The 25940-nt window shown below is 68.6% G+C and carries 21 protein-coding genes and 1 tRNA gene; 19 read left to right on the forward strand and 3 right to left on the reverse strand.

Going from position 1 to position 25940, the window contains the following annotated elements; genetic code table 11:
• A partial coding sequence (locus tag ON21_RS01580; RefSeq protein ID WP_039794570.1) for an acetate--CoA ligase occupies positions 1-1410 on the reverse strand: 1410 nt, incomplete at its 3' end.
• Between the two features lie 389 nt (positions 1411-1799).
• On the opposite strand from ON21_RS01580, the gene ON21_RS01585 reads away from it, so the two are divergent.
• From ON21_RS01585 to ON21_RS01605, 5 genes are read left to right on the forward strand one after another with little or no spacing between them, the layout of a single operon-like run.
• Positions 1800-3389: a peptide ABC transporter substrate-binding protein gene (locus tag ON21_RS01585; protein WP_039794572.1), complete on the forward strand. Its 1590-nt coding sequence runs from the start codon at positions 1800-1802 to the stop codon at positions 3387-3389.
• A 55-nt stretch (positions 3390-3444) separates the two neighbouring features.
• Positions 3445-4371 (forward strand): ABC transporter permease, encoded by a 927-nt coding sequence (locus tag ON21_RS01590; RefSeq protein ID WP_039794574.1) that lies wholly within the window; start codon positions 3445-3447, stop codon positions 4369-4371.
• Positions 4364-5314, forward strand: a complete 951-nt coding sequence (locus tag ON21_RS01595; protein WP_039794576.1) for an ABC transporter permease — start codon at positions 4364-4366, stop codon at positions 5312-5314. Before ON21_RS01590 ends, ON21_RS01595 begins: the two co-directional genes overlap by 8 nt.
• A complete protein-coding gene (locus tag ON21_RS01600) occupies positions 5311-6996 on the forward strand; it encodes a dipeptide ABC transporter ATP-binding protein (protein ID WP_039794577.1) in 1686 nt (561 codons plus the stop codon). The genes ON21_RS01595 and ON21_RS01600 overlap by 4 nt, the downstream gene beginning before the upstream one ends.
• 40 nt (positions 6997-7036) lie before the next feature.
• The gene (locus ON21_RS01605; protein ID WP_039794578.1) at positions 7037-7783 is read left to right on the forward strand and encodes a Fic family protein; all 747 of its coding nucleotides are present in this window, start codon (positions 7037-7039) and stop codon (positions 7781-7783) included.
• A gap of 488 nt (positions 7784-8271) precedes the next feature.
• Here ON21_RS01605 and ON21_RS01610 read toward each other — a convergent pair whose 3' ends face one another.
• On the reverse strand, positions 8272-9081 hold the full coding sequence (locus ON21_RS01610; protein WP_039794579.1) for an HAD family hydrolase: 810 nt from the start codon (positions 9079-9081) through the stop codon (positions 8272-8274).
• 486 nt (positions 9082-9567) lie between these two features.
• Between ON21_RS01610 and ssd the strand changes: the two genes are divergently transcribed.
• From ssd to ON21_RS01645, 7 genes are all read left to right on the forward strand, one after another.
• Complete coding sequence (gene ssd, locus ON21_RS01615; protein ID WP_051020168.1) at positions 9568-10677, forward strand: septum site-determining protein Ssd; 1110 nt, start codon at positions 9568-9570, stop codon at positions 10675-10677.
• A gap of 10 nt (positions 10678-10687) precedes the next feature.
• Entirely contained in the window at positions 10688-11872 is a 1185-nt protein-coding gene (locus ON21_RS01620) for a TadA family conjugal transfer-associated ATPase (RefSeq protein ID WP_039794581.1), read from the forward strand.
• Positions 11869-12663, forward strand: a complete 795-nt coding sequence (locus ON21_RS01625; protein ID WP_039794584.1) for a type II secretion system F family protein — start codon at positions 11869-11871, stop codon at positions 12661-12663. Before ON21_RS01620 ends, ON21_RS01625 begins: the two co-directional genes overlap by 4 nt.
• A 303-nt stretch (positions 12664-12966) precedes the next feature.
• Positions 12967-13590, forward strand: coding sequence for a type II secretion system F family protein (locus tag ON21_RS01630; protein ID WP_039794585.1), 624 nt, complete (start codon positions 12967-12969; stop codon positions 13588-13590).
• Between the two features lie 516 nt (positions 13591-14106).
• Positions 14107-14292: a DUF4244 domain-containing protein gene (locus ON21_RS01635; RefSeq protein WP_039794587.1), complete on the forward strand. Its 186-nt coding sequence runs from the start codon at positions 14107-14109 to the stop codon at positions 14290-14292.
• Between the two features lie 38 nt (positions 14293-14330).
• Positions 14331-14645 (forward strand): TadE family type IV pilus minor pilin, encoded by a 315-nt coding sequence (locus ON21_RS01640; protein WP_039794588.1) that lies wholly within the window; start codon positions 14331-14333, stop codon positions 14643-14645.
• 20 nt (positions 14646-14665) lie between these two features.
• Positions 14666-15013 (forward strand): Rv3654c family TadE-like protein, encoded by a 348-nt coding sequence (locus ON21_RS01645; protein WP_245562416.1) that lies wholly within the window; start codon positions 14666-14668, stop codon positions 15011-15013.
• Between the two features lie 290 nt (positions 15014-15303).
• On the opposite strand, the gene sftH is transcribed toward ON21_RS01645, so the two are convergent.
• Positions 15304-17688 carry a DEAD/DEAH box helicase gene (gene sftH, locus ON21_RS01650; protein ID WP_373281093.1) on the reverse strand — a complete coding sequence of 795 codons (2385 nt, stop codon included), beginning with the start codon at positions 17686-17688 and terminating at the stop codon, positions 15304-15306.
• Between the two features lie 436 nt (positions 17689-18124).
• Here sftH and ON21_RS01655 point away from each other — a divergent pair, with 436 nt between their 5' ends.
• The 7 genes from ON21_RS01655 to sigJ all read left to right on the forward strand — a co-directional run bounded on the left by ON21_RS01655 (position 18125) and on the right by sigJ (position 25923).
• A complete protein-coding gene (locus tag ON21_RS01655; protein ID WP_011206895.1) occupies positions 18125-18331 on the forward strand; it encodes a cold-shock protein in 207 nt (68 codons plus the stop codon).
• A 376-nt stretch (positions 18332-18707) separates the two neighbouring features.
• Positions 18708-21554: a type I DNA topoisomerase gene (topA, locus tag ON21_RS01660; RefSeq protein ID WP_245562423.1), complete on the forward strand. Its 2847-nt coding sequence runs from the start codon at positions 18708-18710 to the stop codon at positions 21552-21554.
• A gap of 36 nt (positions 21555-21590) precedes the next feature.
• Positions 21591-22097: a mycothiol transferase gene (locus ON21_RS01665; protein WP_039794592.1), complete on the forward strand. Its 507-nt coding sequence runs from the start codon at positions 21591-21593 to the stop codon at positions 22095-22097.
• 146 nt (positions 22098-22243) lie between these two features.
• Positions 22244-23449 carry a DNA polymerase III subunit delta' gene (locus ON21_RS01670; RefSeq protein WP_039794608.1) on the forward strand — a complete coding sequence of 402 codons (1206 nt, stop codon included), beginning with the start codon at positions 22244-22246 and terminating at the stop codon, positions 23447-23449.
• Positions 23450-23513: 64 nt separating this feature from the next.
• Positions 23514-23586: transfer RNA gene (locus ON21_RS01675), tRNA-Thr, on the forward strand.
• Positions 23587-23812: 226 nt separating this feature from the next.
• Positions 23813-25006, forward strand: coding sequence for an NAD(P)/FAD-dependent oxidoreductase (locus ON21_RS01680; RefSeq protein WP_039794593.1), 1194 nt, complete (start codon positions 23813-23815; stop codon positions 25004-25006).
• Positions 25003-25923: an RNA polymerase sigma factor SigJ gene (sigJ, locus tag ON21_RS01685; RefSeq protein ID WP_039794595.1), complete on the forward strand. Its 921-nt coding sequence runs from the start codon at positions 25003-25005 to the stop codon at positions 25921-25923. The genes ON21_RS01680 and sigJ overlap by 4 nt, the downstream gene beginning before the upstream one ends.
• Positions 25924-25940: the final 17 nt, after the last annotated feature.

The following is a 25940-nucleotide window of genomic DNA, read 5'->3' on the forward strand; positions in this document are numbered from 1 at the left end:
GAGCACGAGGTAGCCGTTGGCTTCGGTTTCCCCGCGTTGGACCGGTTTGCCTTCTTCGTCGACGACTTGGGCGGAGATGCCGGGCAGCGGGGTCATGGCGGCGCCGGGTTTGGCGGCGGTGACGCCGGGCAGCGGGGAGATCATGATGGCGCCGGTCTCGGTTTGCCACCAGGTGTCGACGATGGGCGTGCGGCCCGCGCCGATGACCTCGCGATACCAGCGCCACGCCTCTGGGTTGATCGGCTCGCCGACCGAGCCGAGCACGCGGATGCTGGACAGATCGTGGGCGGCGGGTATTTCCCTGCCCCACTTCATGAAGGTGCGCACCAGGGTGGGGGCGGTGTAGTAGATGGTGACGCCGTATTTCTCGACGATCTGCCAGTGGCGGTGTTCGTCGGGGAAGTTGGGTGTGCCTTCGTAGACGACTTGGGTGGTGCGGTTGGCGAGGGGGCCGTAGACGATGTAGCTGTGTCCGGTGACCCAGCCGATGTCGGCGGTGCACCAGTAGATGTCGTGTCCGGGTTTGTGGTCGAAGACGTTGTGGTGGGTGTAGGCGGTTTGGGTGAGGTAGCCGCCGGTGGTGTGGAGGATGCCTTTGGGTTTTCCGGTGGTGCCGGAGGTGTAGAGGATGAACAGGGGGTGTTCGGCGTCGAAGGGTTGGGGGTCGTGGTGGGGTGCGGCGGTGGTGACGGTGTCGTGCCACCACAGGTCGCGGCCTTCGGTCCAGGGGACTTCGATGCCGGTGCGGCGCACCACCAGCACATGTTCGACGCTGGAGGGGGTGTCGCCGTGGGCGTAGAGGGCCTCGTCCACGGCTTCCTTCAAGGGTGCGGCTTTGCCGCGCCGCCACTGGCCGTCGGTCGTGATGACCAGGCGGGCTCGGGCGTCGTCGACGCGTTGGCGTAGCGCGGTGGGGGAGAATCCGGCGAAGACGACGGAGTGGGTCAGGCCGAGGCGGGCGCAGGCGAGCATGGACACGATGGCTTCGGGCACCATCGGCATGTAGATCGCCACCCGGTCGCCCGGGACCAGACCCAGTTCGGTGAGCGCGTTCGCGGCCCGGCAGACCTCGTCCCGCAACTGTTCGTAGGTGATGGCGCGTGCGTCGCCGGGTTCGCCTTCCCAGTGGATGGCGACCTGGTCGCCGTGTCCGTCCAGGACGTGGCGGTCCACGCAGTTGTAGGCGACGTTGAGCTTGCCGCCGACGAACCACTTCGCCACCGGCGCCTCGCTCCAGTCCAGCACCTGGGTGAACGGTTCGTGCCAGTGCAGCCGCCCAGCCTGTTCGGCCCAGAACGCGTCGCGATCGGCTGCCGCCCGCTCGTAGAGCCCCGCGTCGGCGTTCGCCTGTGCGGCGAACTCCGCGCTCGGCGGATACGAGTCCCTGTGGTCGGCGCTGGTTTCAGTCATCTCGTCTCTTCTTTCCACGTAGCCTGAGCGCACGATTCGACGCAGCCGAGTTCGACAGTAATCAACTGTGACCCACGCCGCGTGCGGTGTGTCGACCGGGTTTCGCCCGCGTCACGCCGCCGTGCCCGCTCCCGGGGGGCCGCCTCGACGAAGGCAATGCTCCGGCCGTGTGGGCATTTCCGCAGGAAACTCCGGGTGTTTCGGCAAAGTTGCCGGATCGGTAACAAGTACAACGAACTCGGATCAATCAGGTGACAGTGCCCGTGCCGGTGGTTACTCTGCCAACCACACAGGGGGATCGCGTCGGCATGCGCTGACGGGCCTCCCGCGGGTGCCGATCGGCTCCCACCTTCTCGCACCGGGAGGACGCGTTGAAATTCCACAGAGCGATGGCGCTGACCGCGGCGGTCGTACTGGCCACGAGCCTCGGGTTGTCCGCATGTTCCTCGGGCGACGGCGCCGATGCCGACCTCGTCACCGTCAACGGTGGCGAGCCGCAGAATCCGTTGGTGCCGACCAACACCAACGAGAACATGGGCGGGCGCGTGGTCGACCGGCTGTTCGCGGGCCTGAAGTACTACGACGCCGACGGTAAGGCGCACGACGAGATGGCGGAGTCGATCCAGACCGCGGATCGGAAGAACTATCGGGTCACCATCAAACCCGGCTGGAAATTCAGCGACGGCACTCCGGTGACGGCGAAGTCGTTCGTCGACGCTTGGAACTACGGCGCGCTCGGCACCAACGCGCAGTTGCAGAGCTATGTGTTCGGTCCCATCGTCGGTTTCGACGAGGTGTCCGCGGAAAAGCCGACGGCGCAGACGATGTCGGGCCTGAAGGTGCTCGACGACCGCACCTTCACCATCGAACTGAAGGCGCCTTCGATCGATTTCGAGACCGAACTCGGGTACGCGCCGTTCTATCCGTTGCCCGAGGCGGCGTTCAAGGACATGAAAGCGTTCGGGGAGAACCCGATCGGCAACGGCCCCTACAAGTTCGCCCGCGCCGGTGCGTGGGAGCACAACGTCAAGATCGATCTGGTGCCCAACCCGGACTATCCCGGCGGTCGCCCGGCGAAGAACAAAGGGCTGCGGTTCGTGATGTACCAGTCCTTCGACACCGCCTACGCGGACCTGCAGGCGGGCAACCTCGACGCACTCGACACGGTGCCCGACAGCGCGCTCACCTCCTACGAACAGGATCTCGGCGACCGCGCGATCACCAAGCCGACCGCTCAGAACCAGCACATCGGCATCCAGACCAACGTCGCGCACTTCTCCGGCCAGGAAGGACTGCTGCGGCGCCGGGCGATCTCGATGGCGATCAACCGGGAACAGATCGCGCAGAACATCTTCCACGGCACCCGGATCCCGGCGCGCGACTTCACCGCGAGCACACTGCCCGGCTTCGACCCGAACCTGCCCGGCGCGGAAGTGCTGAAGTACAACCCCGACGAGGCCAAGAAGGTCTGGGCGCAGGCCGACGCCATCTCGCCGTGGTCGGGCCGCTACGAGATCGCCTACAACTCCGACGGCGGCCACCAGGCCTGGGTGGAGGCGGTGGCCAACAGCGTCAAGAACACCCTCGGCATCGACGCCATCGGCGTGCCGTACCCGACGTTCAAGAACATCCGCGACGAGGTGAACGCACACACCATCAACAAGGCCTTCCGCTACGGCTGGCAGGGTGACTACCCGACCATGCTGCAGTTCCTCACCTCGCAGTACTACAGCTACTCCGACACCAACAACGTCGACTACAAGAACCCGGAATTCGACCGCCTCCTCGATGCCGCCTTGGCCGCGCCGACCCAGGACGAGTCCTACAAGATCGTCGCGCAGGCGCAGGCCCTGCTGATCAAGGACCTGGCCGACGTCCCGGTGTTCGACTACGTGGCCGCCGCGGGCCGCTCCGACCGGGTGCGCAAGGCCGAACTCGCCTGGAACGGTCTGTTCGACTTCGAGAACATCGAGAAGTAGCCCGCTGGCCGCAGGGCGTCCGCGGGACGCTCCGCGGTCCTGTTCAGGAGGCGAAATGGCCTGGTATGTCGGGCGGCGTCTGCTTCAGATGATCCCCGTGTTCCTCGGTGCGACCCTGCTCGTCTACGCCCTGGTGTTCCTCGTCCCGGGCGACCCGATCCACGCGCTGGCCGGTGACAAGCCGATGACACCGGCCGTGGAGGCGCAACTGCGGGCGCGCTACCACCTCGACGAGCCGTTCCTCGTGCAGTATCTGCTGTACCTGAAGGGCATCGTCACGCTGGATTTCGGCACGGCCTTCTCCGGCAGACCGGTGCGCGACGAACTCGCGCGCGCGTTCCCGATCACGCTGAAGCTGGCGTTCATGGCGGTGCTGATCGAGTCGGTCTTCGGCGTGCTGTTCGGGCTGATCGCCGGGCTGCGCAAGGGCAAGCTGTTCGACTCGGCGATGCTCGTGATCAGCCTGGTCGTGATCGCGGTACCGGTCTTCGTGGTCGGCTTCCTCGCACAGTTCCTGCTCGGCGTGAAATGGGGGATCGCGCCCGTGACCGTCTCGGGTAAGGCCACGGTCGGCGAACTGCTGGTGCCCGCGATCGTGCTCGGCTCGCTGTCGTTCGCCTATGTCCTGCGTTTGACCCGGAACTCGGTGGCGGAGAACATGTCCGCCGACTACGTGCGCACCGCGACCGCCAAAGGCCTCGGCAGGCCACGTGTGGTGACCGTGCACATCCTGCGCAACTCGATGATCCCGGTGGTCACCTTCATCGGGGCCGACCTGGGCGCGCTGATGGGCGGCGCGATCGTCACCGAGGGCATTTTCAACATTCCCGGTGTCGGCGGCACGCTCTACCAGGCCATCACCAGGGGCGAGCCGCCGACGGTCGTCTCCTTCGTCACGGTGTTGATCGTCATCTTCCTGCTCACCAACCTGATCGTCGACCTGCTCTACGCCGCACTCGACCCGAGGATCCGCTATGCCTGACCCGACCGCAGGTCCGCGCCGCGGCCAGGAGCACTTCGTCGCGCCGCCCGACGAGGTCGAGGTGCTCGCCACCGACGCCGTGTTGGACGCGGGCGCGCCGACCAGCATCTGGCGCGACGCGTGGCGGCAGCTGCGGCGCAACCCGATCTTCGTCGTCGCGGCGGTGCTGATCGTGTTCGTGCTGATCGTGGTGATCTGGCCGGGGCTGTTCACCGATCAGGACCCCCGGTACTGCAACGGCGACTTCAGCATGGACCCGCGCGGCGCGGGCCACCCGTTCGGTTTCGACAAGCAAGGGTGCGACATCTACGCCCGCACCGTCTACGGAGCGCGGGCGTCCGTGCTCGCCGGTGTCGGCGCGACGCTGCTGTTCGTGCTGATCGGGGGAACGCTGGGCGCGTTGGCGGGCTTCTACGGCGGCCCGCTGGACTCGATCGTCTCCCGGATCGCGGAGATCTTCTACGCGATTCCGTTGATGCTGGCCGCGATCGTGATCATGCAACTGCTGGACGCCCGCACGATCTGGACCGTGATCGTCATCCTCGCCTCGTTCACCTGGCCGCAGGCGGCGCGGATCGCCCGCAGCGCGGTGATCCAAGCGAAGAACAGCGACTACGTCACCGCGGCGAAAGCATTGGGCGTCTCCCGGATGCAGACCCTCGTGCGCCACGTGCTGCCCAACGCGGCGGGACCGCTGATCGTGGTGACCACGTTGTGGCTGGGCGTCTTCATCGTCACCGAGGCGACGCTGTCCTATCTCGGCGTCGGTCTGCCGCGCACCGTGGTGTCATGGGGCGCGGACATCGCCACCGGTCAGAAGGAGATCCGCACCTCGGCCATCCTGTTCTATCCGGCGGCGGCGCTGGCGCTGACGGTGCTGAGCTTCATCATGCTGGGCGACGCCGTGCGCGACGCCCTCGATCCGAAGGCGAGGAAGCGATGAGCGAGGCCGACCGGCCGCTGCTGGAGATCACCGGTCTGAACGTCGGTTTCACCGCCGACGGCAAGCCGGTGCCCGCGGTCCGTGATGTGAGCCTTTCGGTCTATCCGGGCCAGACCGTGGCCATCGTCGGGGAATCGGGCTCGGGAAAGTCGACCACCGCGCACGCCATCATCGACTTGCTGCCCGGCACGGGCCGGGTCACCTCCGGCTCGATCCGGTTCGACGGCAAGGAACTCACGGCGGCCTCGAAACGCGAGATCCTCGCGGTCCGCGGCAGCGGCATCGGCCTGGTCCCGCAGGATCCGATGTCGAATCTGAACCCGGTGTGGAAAATCGGGTTCCAGATCCGGGAGACGCTGGAGGCCAACGGCATCGCGAAGGGCAAGGCCGCCGCGCGGCGAGCGGTGGAGCTGCTCGAGGAAGCGGGCATGCCCGACGCAGAACGCCGGGTGAACCAGTATCCGCACGAGTTCTCCGGCGGGATGCGCCAGCGCGCGCTGATCGCCATCGGTCTGTCCTGCCGGCCCAAACTGCTCATCGCCGACGAGCCGACCTCCGCGCTGGACGTGACCGTGCAGCGGCAGATCCTCGACCATCTCGAACGGCTCACCGCCGAACTCGGCACCGCGGTATTGCTCATCACCCACGATCTGGGCTTGGCGGCGGAGCGGGCCGAACACTTGGTGGTGATGTATCGCGGGCGGGTCGTGGAGTCCGGGCCCGCGCTGCGGATCCTGCGCGATCCCCAGCACCTGTACACCAAGCGGCTGGTGAGTTCGGCGCCGTCGCTGGCCGCGCAGCGGCGGTCCGCGGTGCGGCAGCGAGCCGAGGTCCACGCGCGGGCCGTGCAGGTGGCAGCGGCCGATACGGCACTCGCGGTGGCGCCGGACGACGTGCTGGTAGCCGAGCACCTGACGAAAACGTTCGGTATTCGCGATCGCACGCCGTGGAAGTCGACCGAGTTCGTCGCGGTGGACGATGTGTCGTTCCGGCTGCGGCGCGGGTCCACCACGGCGATCGTCGGTGAATCCGGCTCGGGCAAGACCACGGTGGCGCAGATGGTGCTCGGACTGCTCGCACCGACTTCGGGCACGGTCACGTTCGACGGCAAGGACGTGACCACCTTGGACCGCAAGGCCGCCTTCGCATTCCGGCGCCGGGTGCAACCGATCTTCCAGGACCCGTACGGCTCGCTCGACCCGATGTACACGATCTACCGAACCATCGAGGAGCCGTTGCGCACCCACCGGATCGGCACCGCCGAGGAACGGGAGGCGACCGTGCGGGAACTGCTCGACAAGGTCGCACTGCCGACGGGCGTGCTGCGGCGCTACCCCAACGAGTTGTCCGGAGGGCAGCGTCAGCGGGTGGCGATCGCGCGGGCGCTAGCCCTGCGGCCCGAGGTGGTGGTGTGCGACGAGGCGGTGTCCGCGCTCGACGTGCTGGTGCAGGCCCAGATCCTCCGTCTGCTCAACGAGCTGCAGGCCGAACTGGGACTGGCGTATCTGTTCATCACCCACGATCTGGCCGTGGTGCGGCAGATCGCCGACGACGTGCTCGTCATGCAGCGCGGCAAGGTGGTCGAAGCGGCGACGACCGACGAGGTGTTCGACGATCCACGGCAGGAGTACACGCGCAAGCTGCTCGACGCGATCCCGGGACGCGATCTGCTGGCCGGGTAGCGCGGATCGGCCCTGGCGGGCGCAAGTAGCCTCGTATGCCGTGACCGATCCGCTACAGCCCCTCGTCGATCTCCCCGGTGTCCGGGACGCGGCCGACCGTGCCCGCGACGCGCTCGCCGAGGTGCACCGGCACAAGGCGAACCGGCGTGGGTGGCCGACCACGGCGGCCGAGGCCGCGGTGCGCGCGGCCAGATCCTCGGCGGCCATCGATGGCGGCAGCACGGACATTCCCGCCGACGGCCGCGTCGCGGACCCGATTCTGGCCGGTTCGCTGCGCGTCGGCCAAGCGTTGGACGGGGACGCGCTGCGGAATCTGGTCGGCACCTGGCAGCGCGCTCCGCTGCAGGCGCTGGCGCGGCTGCATCTGCTCGCCGCGGCCGATCTGATCCCCCACGAAGAGTCGCTCGGCAGGCCACGCGGCGACTCGGGCGTCGCGCAGCGGCTGGATCTGCTGGCGCAGACGGTGCTCGGCTCGCGAGCGCCCGCGCCGGTGCTCGCCGCCGTAGTGCACGGTGAGCTACTGGCGCTGCGGCCGTTCGGATCGGCCGACGGCGTAGTCGCGCGAGCGGCCTCCCGGCTGGTCGCGGTGTCGAGTGGGCTGGACCCGCACAGCCTCGGTGTACCGGAGGTGTTCTGGTTGCGCAGGCGCCAGGCGTACCTGGACGCGGCCGCGGGATTCGGAACCGGGGATGCCGAGGCCGTCGGCGGCTGGGTGATCTTCTGCTGCGGGGCGTTCGAGGACGGTGCGCGCGAGGCCACATCGATCGCCGACTCGGCGGCGGGATAACCCCCGTACACGTTCAAAGCGGGCGGCGTTGTCTGTCGACCTCACCGCCCGCTAGCACGGACTACCCGGTTACCAAGCGTGCTAGGTGGGTTGTGTTCTGCGGCCTCGGCGACAATTCGGGCACCGAGCGGTTCATCCCCGCAACCTGTGCGAGGCCTTCGCCGTCGACTATCCGAATTTCGCAGGCCCACAACGCTTCTGCCCTTGTCGCGGCGCGCTCCGCGTGGGTGCCTGGTGTCCGTGCTGGGAAGGAGGGTCGGGAGACAGTGCCTTCTCTTCCGGTGCTGCCTTGGCCTTCCGTCCTTCCGTAGTTACCTTTCTACACTGTGACTGCACTCACATCAAGAGATCCGAGAACATTGAATAATCGGCGTTTTTCTCGGCGTTTCGTGGTTAAATGCCTGGTCCGCGGCCTCGTCTGCCGAGTCGACTGAGGTGCCGGCAAGCATCTGGCGACCAGTTGTGGCGGGCTGCCCGAGCGTCCGTTCTCAGCGTCGGCGGCGCAGCATTCGATAGCTGATCGCGCCGGCCACCACCGCGCTCAAGCCGACCGCCGCGGTGGCCGCGAGCGTCGTCGAGGACGGAGCTTGGAAGCGCGCCCACAGCGACACCGGGTTGGAGAAGGTCAGGATCGGCCAACCCCGCGCGGTGGCCTCGCGGCGCAGATTGCGATCCGGGTTGACCGCGGTGGGGTGCCCCACCGCGGCGAGTAGTGGTAGGTCGGTGATCGAGTCGGAGTAGGCGTAGCAGCGGGACAGGTCGTACCCCTCGCCTGCGGCGAGTTTCTCGATCGCGGTGACCTTGCCCTCCCCGTAGCAGTAGAACTCGACCTCGCCGGTGTACTTTCCGTCCGCGACGACCATGCGGGTGGCGGCGGTATGCGAGGCGCCGAGCGCTTCGGCGATCGGGCCCACGATCTCCTCGCCGGAGGCGGAGACGATCACCACGTCGTGCCCCCGGATCTTGTGGTCGGCGATCAAGTCGGCCGCCTCCGCGTAGATCAGCGGATCGACCAGCTCGTGCAACGTCTCGGCCACAATGGATTTCACCTGTTCGACGTCCCAGCCCGCGCACATGCTGGTCAGGTGGGCGCGCATCCGTTCCATCTGGTCGTGGTCGGCGCCCGACAGCAGGAACAGGAAGTGGGCGTAACTGCTCTCGAGGACGGCGCGGCGGTTCAAGAGGCCCTGCGCGTAGAAGGGCTTGCTGAATACGTACGTGCTCGACTTCGCGATCACGGTCTTGTCCAGATCGAAGAAGGCCGCGACGCGATGACCTGTAGTGGCTGAGTGGTCCACCCGACCAGGATAGGCGGCGGTATGGCGTCCGCTCGGCCAGGCGGGCGGATCGGACCCGCCGCGCCTGTTGTGTGGCCGCCCTGCCTCGATCGGCCTCGAGTGGGCGGCGGCTGGGCCGCGGTTACCGCCGTTCGGCACGGGTGGACCGCATGGCGGCGCGGCCGCGGGCAGCGCGGCGATGGAGTTTGCCCCGCAGACGCCGAGGCCGCGACGGCCACAAAGATGTCCGTCGGCAGACTTGCGTTGTGGCCGGGGCTTGGGTGTAGTATTGCTGGCACCTGGACATGGTCCAGGCGCGTTCAGCCCGACCCCCCGGGGCTGAACCCCGACGGCCCCAGCCTCCTCCCCCCCCGGCTGGGGCCGTCCTCTATTTCCAGGACAGTGCGGTACCTCACCGGCTCGGATGGTTGTCCACAGCCCCGGAGTTGTCCACATTCGGCAGATCGCCTCTTCTATCGCTGTTCGCGTTCGGCCACGCTGACCTGCATGAACCTCGATACATCGGAGCCGAGCGGGCCTGCGCCCGCCCTCGTGCTGATCGGTGACGACCGCCTGCGCGACGAAGTCCGGCGTATCGCGGCGGCCGCCGAACGGCCACTCGACGAGCGGGCCCAACTTGTCGGCCGGCATTCCTGGACGAGCGCTCCGCTCGTGATCCTGGACACCGACGCGGCGCGTGCGGCGGCAGACGCGGGGTACCTGCGCCGAGCCGGCGTGGTGGTGGTAACCGATGGTGAGCCAGGTTTGCTCGACTGGCAGGCCGCCGCCGCGGTCGGCGCGGAGCGGGCTATCGCCCTGCCCGGCGCGGCGGTGGGGCTTATCGAGATGTTTGCTGAGTACGGCGAGCAGCGCGCGGGCGACGGCGTGGTCGTCGCCGTCGTCGGCGCGGGCGGAGGAGCCGGTGCGTCCACCCTCGCCGTCGCGATCGCGCTGCGCGCCGCAGCGGAGGGGTTCCGGCGCGAGACCTTGCTGGTCGATGGCGCACCCTTCGCGGGTGGTCTCGACCTGCTGCTCGGTATCGAGAACGCGGCGGGGTTGCGCTGGCCCGACCTGGTGGTGGAGGACGGTCGGGTCTCCGCGACCGCGCTGCACGGCGCCCTGCCCGTCGCGGCGCCAGGACTCGCGGTGCTGTCGTGTGGGCGCTGCGGTGCGGGACGATTGCCACGTGCGCTCGGTGCGCCCGCGGTTCGCGCTGTCATCGAAGCAGGCCGTACCGCAGGCGATTTCATAGTTTGCGATATTTCCGGTGAGCGCGGGCCGCATGCCGACCAGATGCTCGACTCGGCGGACCTCGTGGTGCTGGTCGTTCCGGCTCGGCTGCGTGCGGTCGCCGCCGCCGAAGCGGTGTCGGCCCATATCGCGCGGCGAAACCCGAACCAGGGGTTGATCGTTCGCGGCCCGGCGCCCGGCGGCCTGCGCGCAGCCGAGGTCGCCGAAGTGCTCGATCTCCCGCTGCTCGCCGCCGTTCGCGCACAGTCCGGTCTCGCGCATCGGCTGGAGCGCGGCGGGATGTCGGTAGGCCGCCGCGGCCCGCTGCGCGATGCCGCCGACGCCGTGCTCGGCGTACTGAGCGCGCCGCCGGGACAACGGCGGTGAGGAAAGGGCGATGAGCGCGATACTGACCAGCGAGCTGTTGGACCGGGTACGAGAGCGCTTGGCGGGCGAGACCGGCGACCCGGATCCGGCGCAGGTCGCCGCCGCGATCCGCGCCGAGGCGGGCGGGGTGCTCGGCGACACCGACCTGCTGCGGGCGCTGCGGCTGCTGCAAACCGAACTCACCGGCGCGGGCGTACTCGAACCGCTGCTGCACGATCCCCAGGTGGCCGACGTCCTGGTGACAGGTCCGGAAGCGGTGTGGATCGATCGCGGGCACGGTCTGGAGAAGACCTCGATCACCTTTCCCGACGAGGCCGCGATCCGGCGGCTGGCGCAGCGCCTGGCACTGTCGGCGGGGCGACGACTCGACGACGCGCAACCATGGGTGGACGGCCGACTGTCCGGAACCGGTGCGGCATCGGGAGATTCGTTCGGGGTCCGCTTGCACGCGGTCCTCGCGCCGGTCGCGCACGGCGGCACATGTCTGTCGCTGCGCGTACTGCGTCCGGCCACCCAGGGGCTCGCCGCACTCGCCGCGGCGGGCTCGGTGCCCGCCGCCGCGAAGCTCCTGCTGGAACGAATCGTCCTGGCGAGACTGGCGTTCCTCGTCGTCGGCGGTACCGGGGCCGGGAAGACGACGCTTCTGTCCGGCCTGCTCGCCACGGTGGACCCCGCCGAGCGGATCGTCTGCGTCGAGGACGCGGCGGAGCTCGCGCCCCCGCATCCACACGTGGTCCGGCTGGTGGCCAGGACCGCGAACGTGGAAGGCGTGGGTGAGGTCACCGTGCGAGACCTGGTTCGTCAAGCGCTGCGCATGCGGCCGGACCGGATCGTGGTCGGCGAGGTCAGGGGCGCCGAGGTGGTCGACCTGCTGACCGCGTTGAACACCGGACACGACGGCGGCGCGGGCACCGTGCACGCCAACTCGCCGCAAGAAGTCCCCGCCCGGCTGGAAGCCCTCGCCGCACTGGGCGGTATGGATCGAGCGGCGCTGCACAGCCAACTCGCTGCCGCGGTGCAGGTCGTCCTGCATGTGCACCGCCGATCCGACGGCTCGCGCGGGCTGCGCGAGATCGGCCTCGTACACCGCACCGGCGACGGGCGCGTGCGGATCACACCGGCCTGGCACAGCACCGGTGCGGCCCCCGCCGCCGCGGACCTGGCCGCCCTGCTCGCTGAACGGCTCGACCGATGAGCGGCGCGGCGTTGTGTCTTGCGCTGGCGCTGATCCTGGTCCCGGCGCCCCGGTCGCGCCGTCGGTTCGGGCAGTTGTTCACCGCGCGCATCGAGTACCGAATGCTTCCCTGGCGCTTGTTGTCTCGGTTCTGTGTGGGTGCTGTCGCGGTGATCGTGCTCGCCGTCTTCGGACCCGGTTCTTTCGTCGCCTCCGGTCTGGTCGCCGGCACGGTCGGGCTGCGGACCCGCCGAGGGGTGCGGGACCGGCGCCGGAATGTCGAGCAAGGGCACCTGCTCGCCGCCTTGGAGGCCGTGATCGCGGAACTGCGGGTGGGGGCGCACCCGAGCGCCGCCGCCGAAGCCGCCGCGCGCGAGGTGCGGGGCGATCCGGTGCGCGCCCTCACCGTTGGCGCCGCCCGTAGTCGGCTCGGCGGCTCGGCGGCGGAGGGTCTGCGCCGACCGGATTCTCCGATCGCCGCGGAACTCTCCCGGGTCGCCGGGGCCTGGCAGGTGGCCGAACAGCACGGCTTGGCGCTGGCCGAGCTCCTGTCGGCGGCCCGATCGGATCTCGCGGGCCGCATCAGATTCCACGGCCGCACCACCGCTGCGCTGGCCGGCGCACGGGCCACCGCCGCGGTCCTTGCGTGCCTACCGTTCCTCGGCATCGCCCTCGGCCAAATGATGGGCGCCGCACCGCTGCGCGTCCTGTTCGCCTCGCCCGCGGGGACGGTGCTGTTGCCGCTCGGCGCGGGCCTGGCCTGCGCGGGCCTGCTGTGGACCGATGCCATCACTCGAAAGGTACTGAGATGAAGGCGTTCTCGACGACGAGTCGCGGTCGGCCAGAGCCGTCGCCGCGTTCACGGCCGGTTTCGGTCGGCGTGGAAGGCCGGTTCGCCGGCACGCCAGTGACAAGCGTTGTGAGTGTGGTCGCCGCAGGTGGTACGGCTCGTCGAAGCCGCGGCCCGGTCGGCAGTTTCCTCCGGCTCCGGCGACTGCTGGTCGGCCTCATCGTTACGCGTGTCGGCGTTGCCGCGGCGGTGATGCGCGGTACCCCGCCGCGTGGCCTGACGGTGGGCCGCACGGGAAGGTGTCACACAACCAGGAAGGCTGCTGATGGCGTTCACTCCGGGGACGGCGCTGCCGTTGCTGATGATGGCGACCGCACTGGTACTTCTGCCGAGTCGAGTGGCCGTGAGCAGAAGATTGCGCGCTTTCGACCGGACGCTCGACGCACCGGTCGAGGCGTCGCGCCGAGCGAACCAGGAGACCGATCCGCTGGCTGTCGCCTCGGTTCTCGATCTGCTGGCCGCTTGTCTGCGCGCCGGGCTTCCCATGGCAGGGGCGGCGCGCGCGGTGGCGCCGGAGGCGCCGGAACCGCTCGGCGAAGCACTGCGACGGGCAGCGGACCTGCTGGCCCTCGGTGCCGACGCCGCCACGGCCTGGCAGCAGGTGGCACGGGATACGAGGGGGCGTCCCGGGGCCGAGGAAATCGAGTCGCTGGCCCGGATGGCGCGCCGTTCGGCGCGGTCCGGGTCGTCCATGGCGGCAGCGGTCACGGAGCTGGCCGAGCAGCGCAGAGCCGCGGTCGAAGACATCGCGGCCGCGAAGGCGGAGCGCGCGGGTGTCCTGATCGGCGGCCCTTTGGGGCTGTGCTTCCTCCCGGCCTTCGTGTGCCTCGGCATAGTGCCCGTGGTGATCGGCTTGGCGGGCCGAGTGCTCGACGGCGGGCTGCTGTAGCTCCGCACCGAGCCGCGACCGCGCTGCCCATCGTGTCGGCAGGGCAGGGCTGGCTCATCGCGCAGGTGCGGCGGGCCGGGCGTCCCGCGCTCATCGCTCCACCTCGAACCGCAGCGGGAGATACGCCGCCGGGCGGGATCCCACTGATCACAGGGACGGATCAGGTGCGCGGTCGTGCGTTCGTGCATCGCCGCTACCGACATCGGCCGGGGAGGCTGACGCGTCGCCGGTCGATCTGCCTACGGCTCGGCGGCTCGGCGGCGAGCCGGGGATTCGGCGGTTCGGTGGCTGCGTCGGGTCCGGCGGTCGGTGGTTCCTGGAACCGGGCACTGCTGGTCGGCAAGCGCTCGCGGTCCGTTGCGGACCGAAGCGTAGGTGACCGTGCTCGGGCGGCGGCGCGTGCCGGATCGGAGAAAGCGTGCTCGTGCGGACCGGCCGCACGGGCCGGAAAGGAGGAATCGGGTGCGTATCCAGGGGGTCGCGAGGTCCGTGGGCCGCAGGATGAGGGCTGTATATATGGGCCTGCGTGCGCGAGCGCTACGGGCGATGGTCGCGGAGGACGGTATGAGCACGGCGGAGTACGCGATCGGCACGATCGCGGCGGCGGCTTTCGGCGCCGTGCTGTACGGGGTGGTGACGGGCGACAGCATCGTGAACGCGTTGACGAAGATCATCGACCGGGCGCTCAACACATCGGTGTAGCCGTCGCCGCGCCGGCGTTCGGCGACGATCGGGGAGGGGTGACGATCGAGGCGGCGCTCGCGTTGACCTCGGTCGTCGCCACTGTCGTGCTCTGTCTCGGGGCGCTGCTGGCGGCGTCGACACAGGTGCGCTGTGTCGACGCCGCCCGCGAGGCCGCCCGCCTGACCGCGCGGGGCGATCACGCCAACGCCCGCCCAGCGGCCGAGCGCATCGCCCCGCCGTCGGCAGACATCGCGGTCCGCACCGAGGGCACCCGTGCGATAGCCGTGGTGTCCGCGCGAACCCCGCTTCTGCCGCTGCTCACCCTTCGCGCGGAGGCGGTCGCGACCCTCGAGCCCGGAGCCGCCGAATGAGGGCCTCTTCGGCGCTACGGGTGCGCGATGAGCAGGGTCTGGCCACCGTGTTCGCATGCACGGCGCTCGTGGCCCTGATCGGTGTGACGCTCCTGATCGCGCAGGTAGGAGCCGTGGTGGTGGCGCGGCATCGGGCGCAGGCGGCCGCCGATTCGGCGGCATTGACCGCGGCGGGCGCTTTGGTCGATGGCGTCGACGCCGCATGCGGCGAGGCGGACCAGGTGGCACGGCGGATGGGTACGCGAATCCGTCTTTGCGAGGCCGCGGAGTGGGACGCCACGGTGGTGGTGGAAAGGAATGTACCAATAGGTCTGTACGGTGATCGCATCGTTCGGGCGAGTGCGCGGGCCGGGCCGGTTGAAGAGTGACGGAGTTCGATACACGGTCGGCCCCGCGTCGCTTCCAGTAGCGGAAATCGGAAATTCTACTGGCCGGTTTAAAAGCAGCCTCGGGGAATTACCCGCGCGGACCCGGATATCGAAAACGAAGGAATGCGGGTACCCGCAATCGATGAAGTGGCAATAGTCTAGTTAACATGAATCTATTCCTTTTTATTCGCCAGGGCTGAAGCAGAGCCATTCCACTGGGAGGTCTCCCAGCCTTCTCGGCATGTGCGCTGGCAAGGTCGACAATTGGTCACATGTCCGACTCTGCGCCGTCACGAATCGAGTGAGGCCTCCGCGCCAGTGGACAGTTCGGCGAGCACGGCGGTGAGCAGGCGTGCCGCTGCCGCCTTGTCCAGGGGGTGGTTCCCGTTGCCGCATTTGGGCGACTGGACGCAGGACGGGCAGCCCGCGGTGCAGCCGCACGACTCGATCGCCGACAGGGTCGCGGTGAGCCACTGCCGCAGTTGGGCGAACCCGCGCTCGGCGAATCCCGCCCCGCCGGCCTGGCCGTCGTAGACGAAGACGGTGGGCAGTCCGGTGTCCGGATGCTCGGCGGTGGATACACCGCCGATATCCCACCGGTCGCAGGTCGCCACCAGGGGCAGCAGGCCGATCGCCGCGTGCTCGGCCGCGTGCAGCGCTCCGGGGACATCCTGGGGTTCGATCCCCGCCAGTGCCAGCAATTCCGGCGTCACCGTGTACATGACCGCCTTGGTCGGCAGGGTCTGCGGCGGCAGGTCGAGGTCGACCAAGTCGAGCACGTCGCCGGTGATCAGCGTGCGCAGATAGCCGATCACCTGGCTGGTGACCCGGACCCGGGCCAGTCCGGCCGTCACGTGACCGTAGGCGCGGTGCTCGGTCACCGTGTCGATGACGATCGAGGTCACCTGGCGCGCGCTGGTGGTCCAGCCGGGCTCGGCGGCGTGCACGAAGGCCACGCCGTCCTCGAGCTCCAGCTCGTCGACCACGTAGGTCTCGCCCTGGTGCAGGTGCACGGCGCCCGGGTGCAGCGTCGCCCTTGCCCGCCCCGCATCGGCGGTGCCGAGCAGCCTGCCGGTCTCGCCGTCCACGATGGCCACCGGTGTGCCGATCCCGCCCCGGACGTCCACCGCGTCGTGCGGCTGTGTCTCCGCGGTCACGTACCAGCGCGCCCGATCTCCCGTTCCACGCCGTCTGATCAGCCCTTTCGCCGTCAGCTCCGCCAGCACCTCGCGGGCGCCGAGTTCGTTCACCTCCGCGTCGGTGAGCGGCAGCTCCAGCGCGGCGCACAACAGCTGCGGGCCGAGCACGTAGGGATTGCGCGGATCGGTGATGGTGGCCTCGACGGGCTTGCCGAGCAGCGCCTCCGGGTGATGGACCAGGTAGGTGTCCAACGGATCGTCCCGCGCCACGAGCAGCGCCAGCGATCCCTGCGTGCGTCGTCCCGCCCGCCCGGCCTGCTGCCAGAACGACGCAACCGTTCCGGGAAAACCCGAGATGACCACGGCATCCAGTCCCGCGATGTCGACGCCGAGTTCCAGTGCGTTGGTCGTGGCGGCGCCCAGCAGCGACCCATCCGACAGGGCTGCTTCCAGGTCACGCCGATCCTCCGCGAGATAACCGGCACGGTAGGACGCCACGCGCGCGGCAAGATCGGGATCGACCTCGCCCAAGAGCCTTTTCGCGTCCATCGCGGTCAACTCCGCGGCCCGGCGGGATCGCACGAAGGTCAAGGTCCGCGCGCCTTCGGCGACGAGATCCGCCATGATCCGCGCCGCCTCCGCGGTGGCGGGCCTGCGCACCGGCGCGCCGTTCTCGCCGGTCATGGCGGTGAGCAAGGGCGGCTCCCAGAGGGCGATCGTCCGTGGTCCATGCGGCGATCCGTCCTGCGTAACCGCGGTGCAGGGCGCACCGATCAGGCGTGCCGCGGCCGCCGCGGGCTCCGCGGAGGTCGCCGAGCAGAGCACGAACACGGGATCGGCGCCGTATCGTGCGGCGATCCGCCGCAGCCTGCGCAACACCAGCGCGACGTGCGAACCGAAAACACCGCGATAGGCGTGGCACTCGTCGACCACCACGTAACGCAACCTGCGCAGTACCCGTGCCCAGCGCTGGTGTGATCGAAGAATGCCCAGGTGAAGCATGTCCGGATTGGTGAAGACCCAGCGCGCGTTGGCGCGTACCCACTGCCGGATCTCGGCGGGCGTATCGCCGTCGTAAGTGGCCGGATGGATGTCGCGCAACGGACCTTCGTGGGTGAGCGCGCCGAGCGCGCGCAGCTGATCGGCGCCGAGTGCCTTGGTCGGCGACAGATACAACGCGGTGGCCTTCGGATCGGCCTGCAGCGTCGTGAGCACCGGAAGCTGATAGCCGAGCGATTTGCCCGAGGCGGTTCCGGTGCTCACGACGACGTGTCGTCCTCGGAACGCTTCCTCCGCGGTCTCCACCTGGTGACGCCACGGAGCCGCGACGCCCGTCTCGCGCAATGCCGCGACCACGTCCGGCGATGCCCACGCGGGCCACTCGGAGTGCTGGGCTGCCCGCGCGGGCAACTCGGCCACGTGCGTCAGCCGAGGGTCACCTTCGGGCCCTCCGGCCAGGACACGATTCAGCAACGATGTCCCGTAGGTGAGCTCGGTTCCAGGCCGCCCGCGCAGCGCCGAGTCGGGCGGATTCACGAGCCGAACCCCGCAACACGCTCGGGGAGTGTGAAACGTGTGTGTCCGGGAAGCGCCACCTGCCATTTCGATACCCAATAGCGACCTGGGTCACAGCTTCTTTGCTGAACGTCGACTCGGTTATCACCAGGCAAACGAACCTCGAGTCTGGATTCCGCCATTGTGTCCCTCACCTGCGCATTCGCAAGATCAACTTTTTTGCAAATTGTCGGTAACTCGACTGTTGAATTGCCCGAAGACATGGTTCACTGGTTCCTGGTCGCAAGCTTCTGTGTTCGAGGGACGGATCCAAAGTCCAAACCGTCAGCAGGATCGATGTTGCGAACGGTGTGCTTGGTGCTTTCCTGCAGGGGGAACCAACAGTACAGCGGTCACAACGGACCCGGTGGACGAACCCAGTTGTCCGCCGTTCCGGTAAGAAAAGAGAAGGAACAGAATGGCACAGGGAACTGTGAAGTGGTTCAACGCGGAGAAGGGGTTCGGCTTCATCGCGCCGGAGGACGGCTCCGCTGACGTCTTCGTCCACTACTCCGAGATTCAGGGTTCGGGTTTCCGCACCCTCGAGGAGAACCAGAAGGTCGAGTTCGAGGTCGGCCAGGGCACCAAGGGCCCGCAGGCCACCGGAGTGCGTGCGCTCAGCTGAGCGGCGCAAGGATCCACAGCTCGTCCCTCACCACCGGCAACGGGGTGAGGGACGAGCTATATCTGGGGTAGTCACGGCCCGTGTGAGCCGGCGGAACGGGTCCGCCGAGCATGCCGCGGCGCAGGTGTGGCGAAACGACAAGGCATACTGATTCGAACTCACGGGCGTACGCTCGGTGGTTCGAGTCGCAAGCACTCGACCACACGCGGCGTCACGGTATAAACGTGTCTGGTGCGGTGTTCAGCCGTCGCAGCCGCTCACCCCAGCCGCGCACAGCGGGAAACGACGCAGCGCGGGTCGATCAGGAAAGGTGTATTCGCCGGTGGCAACACGAGACCTCGGTGCAGCCGACCAGGGCCGTCCCCTGCGTCGTCTCGTGATCGTCGAGTCCCCGACCAAGGCCCGCAAGATCGCGCCGTACCTGGGTCGTAACTACACGGTCGAGGCGTCGGTCGGTCATATCCGGGATCTGCCGCGCGGTGCGGCCGATGTCCCGGCCAAGTACAAGGGTCAATCCTGGGCGCGTCTCGGCGTGGACGTGGACAACGACTTCGAACCCATCTACGTCGTGAGCCCGGACAAGAAGGCCAAGGTCACCGAGCTCAAGAGTCTGCTGAAGGACGCCGACGAGCTCTACCTGGCCACCGACCCCGACCGCGAGGGCGAGGCGATCGCCTGGCACCTGCTGGAGACGCTCAAGCCCAAGGTGCCGGTCCGGCGGATGGTGTTCCACGAGATCACCGAGCCCGCCATCCAGGCCGCCGCCGCGGACACCCGCGACCTCGACAACGATCTGGTGGACGCCCAGGAGACCCGCCGCATCCTGGACCGGCTCTACGGCTACGAGGTCAGTCCCGTGCTGTGGAAGAAGGTCATGCCGCGGCTGTCGGCCGGCCGCGTGCAGTCGGTGGCCACCCGGGTGATCGTGCAGCGCGAACGCGAGCGCATGTCGTTCCGTTCGGCCGAGTACTGGGACATCGCCGCCAAGCTCGACGCGGGCAACGGCGAGGAAAGCGACGCCACCAACCCGAGAACCTTCGGTGCGCGACTGGTCACCGTCGACGGCGCGCGGGTCGCCACCGGACGCGATTTCGGCTCCGACGGCCGGCTCAAGTCCACCAACGGCGTCGTCGTGCTGGACGAAGGCTACGCGCGCCGCCTGGCCGAAGCGCTGGACGGCGCCGATCTGGTGGTCTCCTCGGTGGAGGCCAAGCCGTACACCCGCAAGCCCTATCCGCCGTTCATGACCTCGACGTTGCAGCAGGAGGCGGGGCGCAAACTCCGTTTCACCTCCGAGCGCACCATGCGGGTCGCACAGCGACTGTACGAGAACGGCTATATCACCTATATGCGAACCGACTCGACGACGCTGTCGGAGTCGGCCATCGCGGCGGCGCGTGCGCAGGCGACCCAGCTCTACGGTTCGGAGTACGTGCACCCGAGCGCGCGGCAATACAACCGCAAGGTGAAGAACGCGCAGGAGGCACACGAGGCGATCCGTCCGGCGGGCGACACCTTCGCCACGCCAGGTCAACTGCACGCGCGGTTGGACAACGACGAGTTCCGCCTCTACGAGCTCATCTGGCAGCGCACCGTCGCCTCTCAGATGGCCGACGCCAGGGGCACCACGCTGACGCTGCGCATCACCGGCGTCGCGGGGACCGGCGAGGAGTGCGTGTTCTCGGCTTCCGGTCGCACCATCACGTTCCCCGGCTTCCTGAAGGCCTATGTGGAGAGCGTCGACGAGGAGGCGGGCGGCCAGTCCGACGACGCCGAGTCCAGGCTGCCCGCGCTGGAGGAAGGTCAAGCGGTCACCGCGGTCGAGCTGAATCCCGATGGGCACAGCACCAATCCGCCCGCTCGCTACACCGAGGCGTCGCTGATCAAGACGCTCGAAGAGCTGGGCATCGGCCGCCCGTCGACGTATTCGTCGATCATCAAGACGATCCTCGATCGCGGTTACGTCTACAAGCGCGGCAGCGCGCTCGTTCCGTCGTGGGTGGCGTTCGCCGTGATCGGCCTGCTCGAAGAGCATTTCGGCCGACTGGTCGATTTCGACTTCACCGCGGCGATGGAGGACGACCTCGATGCCATCGCCGGTGGACGCGAGCAGCGCGGAAACTGGTTGTCCAGCTTCTACTTCGGCGGCGATCACGGGGTGGAGGGCTCGGTCGCGCGGTCCGGCGGTCTGAAGAAGATGGTGGGGGACCGGCTCGACGACATCGACGCCCGCGAGATCAACTCCATCAAGCTGTTCACCGATGCGGCCGGACGAGACGTTGTCGTCCGGGTCGGCAAGTACGGGCCCTACCTGGAGCGGATGGTCACCGATCCGGATGACCCCGAAGGCAACGCGGTGTCGCAGCGGGCCAACCTGCCGGACGATCTTCCGCCGGACGAGCTGACTCCCGAGGTCGCCGAGAAGTTGTTCGCGACTCCGCAGGAGGGCCGTTCGCTCGGCGTCGACCCCGAGTCGGGGCACGAAATCGTCGCCAAGGAAGGGCGTTTCGGTCCGTACGTCACCGAGGTCCTGCCCGAGCCGCAGGCCGAGGAGGGACAGGAGCCCGCCAAGAAGACCGCGAAGAAGGCCGCGGCGCCCAAGCCGCGCACCGGCTCGCTGTTCAAGTCGATGGACCTGGCCACCATCACGCTCGACGACGCGCTCAAGCTGCTGTCGCTGCCGCGCGTGGTGGGCACCGACCCGGCCAGCGGCGAGGAGATCACCGCGCAGAACGGGCGTTACGGCCCGTACCTGAAGAAGGGCACCGACTCGCGTTCGCTGAACACCGAGGACCAGATCTTCACCGTCACACTGGAAGAGGCGCTGAAGATCTACTCCGAGCCGAAGCGCCGTGGACGGCAGGCATCGAGCGCCGCTCCGCTGCGGGAACTCGGGAACGACTCGGCCACCGGCAAGCCGATGGTGATCAAGGACGGCCGCTTCGGCCCGTACGTCACCGACGGCGAGACCAATGCGACACTGCGCAAGGGCGACGAGATCGAATCGATCACTCCGGAGCGGGCCATGGAACTGCTCGCCGACCGGCGGGCGCGCGGACCGGTGAAGAAGACCGCCAAGAAGGCCGCGGCGAAGAAGGCGCCGGCGAAGAAGACCGCCGCGAAGAAGACCGCCGCCAAGAAGGCGACCACCACCAAGACGGTGGCCAAGAAGACCACGGCGCAGAAGGCGGCGGCGAAGAAGACCGGCGTCGGGAAGTCCTGAGTTCCCAGTCGTGGCCGCGGCCGTAGCCTGAGCGCCATGAGTACCGAACAGGAGCGCGAGGATCTGATCGCGATGCTCGCCGACCAGCGCGAGATTTTCCGGATCACGCTGCGCGGCATCGATGACGAGCAGGCGCGGCGGCGGACCACGGTGAGCGAGCTGACCCTGGGCGGGCTGCTGCACCACCTGATCAGCTGCGAACGGCACTGGACCTCGGTGATCGTGCGGCGGGACGAGAACGCGGAGCTGGACGTCTCGAAGTTCGGCGCCGAGTACGTCATGGCGGACGACGAGACCGTGGCCGGCCTGCTGGCCACCTGGGACGAGGTCGCCGCGGCGACGGCCGAGCTGATCCGTTCGGTGGACAGTCTCGACACCTCGATCCCCACCCCGACGACGCCGTGGACGCCGGAGCGGATCTGGCAGTCGGTGCGCTACACGGTGCTGCACATCTTGCGGGAGATCGCGCATCACTCCGGACACGCCGACATCATCCGTGAGGAGCTGGACGGGGCGAACAGTACGCGGCAGCGCGCTTCCTGATCCCGGACCCGGGACGCGCCGTGGGCCGCGGTCACGCCGGCGCGGCCGCGGGCAGTGGCGGACCGGCGTGCACTGCCACCGAACGCGGTTGTCGCGAGTTCGGTATCGGGACCGAGCTGTCGGTGGCGGCGGCTAGGGTGTACGCCGTGGCGGGAGTCTTCGATCGGTTGGTCGGCCAGGAGGCGGTCGAGTCCGAGTTGACGGCTGCCGCCGTCGCGGCCCGCGGGGGAGTGGTCGAGGGCGCGATGACGCATTCGTGGTTGTTCACCGGCCCGCCCGGGTCGGGCAGATCCGTTGCCGCGCTGTGCTTCGCGGCTGCGCTGCAGTGCACCGATCCGGCAACGCCCGGGTGCGGCAGGTGCCACGCCTGCACCACGACCATGGCGGGCACGCACGGCGACGTTCGCCGGGTGGTGCCGGAGGGGCTGAGCATCAGCACCAAGGAGATGCGCGAGATCGTGCAGGTGGCCTCGCGCAGGCCGAGCACGGGGCGCTGGCAGGTGGTGGTCATCGAGGATGCCGACCGCTTGACCGAGGCGGCGGGAAACGTTCTGCTCAAGGTCGTCGAGGAGCCGCCGGACCGGACGGTGTTCCTGCTCTGCGCGCCGTCGGTGGACCCCGAGGACATCTCCATCACGCTGCGCTCTCGATGCAGGCACGTGCACCTGGTGACGCCATCGGTGGCCGCCATCGCGCGGGTGCTGCGCGAACGCGACGACCTCGATGAGAAGACCGCCACATGGGCCGCGTCGATCAGCGGCGGACATGTCGGCCGTGCCCGCAGGCTCGCCACCGACGAGGACGCACGCGCGCGCCGTCAGCGCGCTCTGGCTCTGGTCACGGCGGTCGGGAAGCCCGGCGCGGCTTATGCCGCCGCGGACGAGCTGGTACGCGCGGCCGACGACGAGGCCAAGCAGATGAGCGCTGCCCGCGACGAACGTGAGCGCGAGGAACTCGCGACCGCGCTGGGCGCGGGCGGCACCGGCAAGGGCGCCGCGAGCGCCACCCGCGGCTCCGCGGGCGTGCTCAAGGACCTCGAGCGACGGCAGAAGTCCCGCGCGACCCGCACCGGCCGCGATGCACTCGACCGCGCCCTGATCGACGTCGCGGGTGTCTACCGGGACGCACTCGCCGTCCGGTTCGGGGCCACCCGGCTCGGCTCCGGCGTCGCGCTCACCCACCCCGACCTGTCCGACGAGATCCACGATCTGGCCGATCGCATGCCCCCGGAGGGCCTGCTGAAGTCCATCGAGGCCGTTCTCGCCTGCCGCACCGCACTGGACCTGAACGTCAAACCTCGTTTCGCCCTCGCCGCGATGGCCGCCGCCCTCATCGCGGCCCGCGCACAGTGACCGTTGACCACCCGTTTTCGCGATCGGGCCCGCGAGACGATAGACTGCCCTGGCCGAAAGGCACGCCGCCTTAGCTCAGTCGGTAGAGCGCTTCACTCGTAATGAAAAGGTCGGGGGTTCGATTCCCCCAGGCGGCTCAACAAAAGGCGAGGTCAACCACTGTTCCGATGCCTGGAACGGGCACGGATTCATCATTCGCATCTCGAGGTGACGAAGGTTCATCGCAGCCCCCGCACGCTTGTGGCGCCGCAGCGCCGGTGGGTCGCCTGGACGTCTGGTTCTACTGCCGCGACACCGAGCGGAAACTGCTGTGATCTAGGTCACTTCATGTCGGATCTGGGTGGTGGGGCGTGTCTGAAGGGCATGACTGATTTCAACGCCATCACCAAGGTTGTCGTTCTCGGCGGCGGTTATGCCGGTGCCGTGGCGGCCAATCGGCTGCGGCTGCGTCGCGACGTCGAGATAACACTGGTCAACCCCCGGCCGCAGTTCGTCGAGCGGATGCGGCTACATCAGTTCGTGGCTGGTACCCACGAGGCCGGTATCGGCTACGACACACTGCTCGGCCCGGGCGTGCGGCTGGTGGTCGACCGCGCCGTCCGTATCGATACCGCTGCCCGCACCGTGGAGCTGGGCTCGGGTCGCGAACTCGATTACGACTATCTCGTTTACGCGGTCGGTAGTACCGCGGCGATGCCGGCGTCGATACCCGGTGCCGCCGAGTATGGATACCCCATCGCCGAACTGGAGCACGCGCAACGGCTGCGCGACGCTATCAGCGAAGTGCCCGCGGACGCGCCGATCGTCGTTGTCGGCGGTGGGCTCACCGGAATCGAGACAGCCGCCGAACTGGTCGAGCAGGGCCACACCGTCACATTGGCCGGCGGAGGTAGGTTGGCTGCGAGCTTCTCGGATCCGGCTCGGCGGTCGGTCGTGAAGTGGCTGGCCGAGAACGGAGTCGAGGTGCTCGAGAACACACGGGTAACTGAAGTGCGGCGTGATGCCGTGGTGCTGTCCGATGGCGCTGTGCTGCCCAGTGCGGTCACGATCTGGACCGCGGGATTCGGTGTGCCCGATCTGGCTTCGCGTAGCGGTCTGCGCACCGATGCGTTGGGCCGGTTGCTGACCGACGAGACGTTGACCAGCATCGATGACGACCGTATCGTCGCCGCCGGTGACGCGGCCGCCCCGTCGGGTCGCCCGCTGCGGATGAGCTGTTATGCCGCACAGCCCTTGGGCGCCCAAGCCGCAGACAACGTGCTGGCCCGCATCGCGGGCGACAAGCCCGCCGTGCTGGATGTGGCTTTTGTGGCTTGCACAGTGGGTTTGGGCGGCCGCGCCGGTGCGATGCAGTTCAGCCGTCGCGACGACACTCCGGTGAATCTGCACATCAGCGGACGTGTGGCAGGGTTGATCAAGGAGAAGGTGGGGCTGGCGGGTCCGGTGGGAACCATCCGCAAGGAGGCCCGCAAGCCGGGCGCGATCCCGTCCTTCCTGGGTCTGGGCAGGCGGAAGGGAATACGAGGAGCCGAGCCGGAGGCGGTGTCGCACTCGTGACCGGGATCGACGAGCACACCGAGCGTTTCCTGCATCTGCGACCTCTGCTGTTCACCATCGTGTATGAAATCCTCGGTTCCGCGACCGAGTCCGACGATGTGCTGCAGGACAGCTATCTGCGGTGGCGAAGTGTGGATCTGGCAACTGTCCGCGACACCAAGTCATATCTGGCGCAACTGGTCACCCGGCAAGCCCTCAACGCGTTGCGGGCCAGTGCCAGTCGCCGCGAGGAGTATGTCGGTCCGTGGTTGCCCGAACCGCTGCTGCTCGCCGACGGTGACGCCTCCGCCGATGTCGTGCTCACCGAATCGGTGTCGATGGGGATGCTGGTGGTGCTGGAAACGCTCACCCCCGCCGAGCGGGCGGTCTTCGTACTGCGCGACGTATTCGGCTTCGACTACGCCGAAATCGCCTCGGCGACGGGTCAATCCGTTGACGCCGTACACCAGATGGCCCGTCGCGCCCGCAGTCACGTCCAGGCGCGGCGCAAGCGGTTCGGGCCTGTCGACACCACCAGAACCGCCGCGGTCACCGAACGATTCATGTCCGCCGCGACCACAGGTGACATGGAGGGCCTGCTGTCGATCCTCGCACCCGACATCACCTGGACCACCGACAGCGGCGGCAAGGTGACCGCGCTCCGAGAGCTGGTCATGGTCGGCGCCGAGCGAGTAGGCGCCATACTCATGGCGGTCTTCCGGTACGCGCAGCACCGCCCTGGCGTCCGGATCGAGGCGGTGAACTGCAACGGCCAGCCCGCACTCGCCTGCTATATCGGCGACAACCTGGAAGCGGTGCTCGTGTTCGAAATCGCCGACGACAAGATCGTCAACGGCTACGGCATCCGCAACCCCGACAAACTGGCAGCCCTCGACATCCCACGTGTGATCAGCCGTACCGCCACGCCGCGACCCTGACCGCGCGTAGATTCCGG

The sequence above is a fragment of the Nocardia araoensis NBRC 100135 genome, assembly GCF_000308435.1.
Classification (GTDB): domain Bacteria; phylum Actinomycetota; class Actinomycetes; order Mycobacteriales; family Mycobacteriaceae; genus Nocardia; species Nocardia araoensis.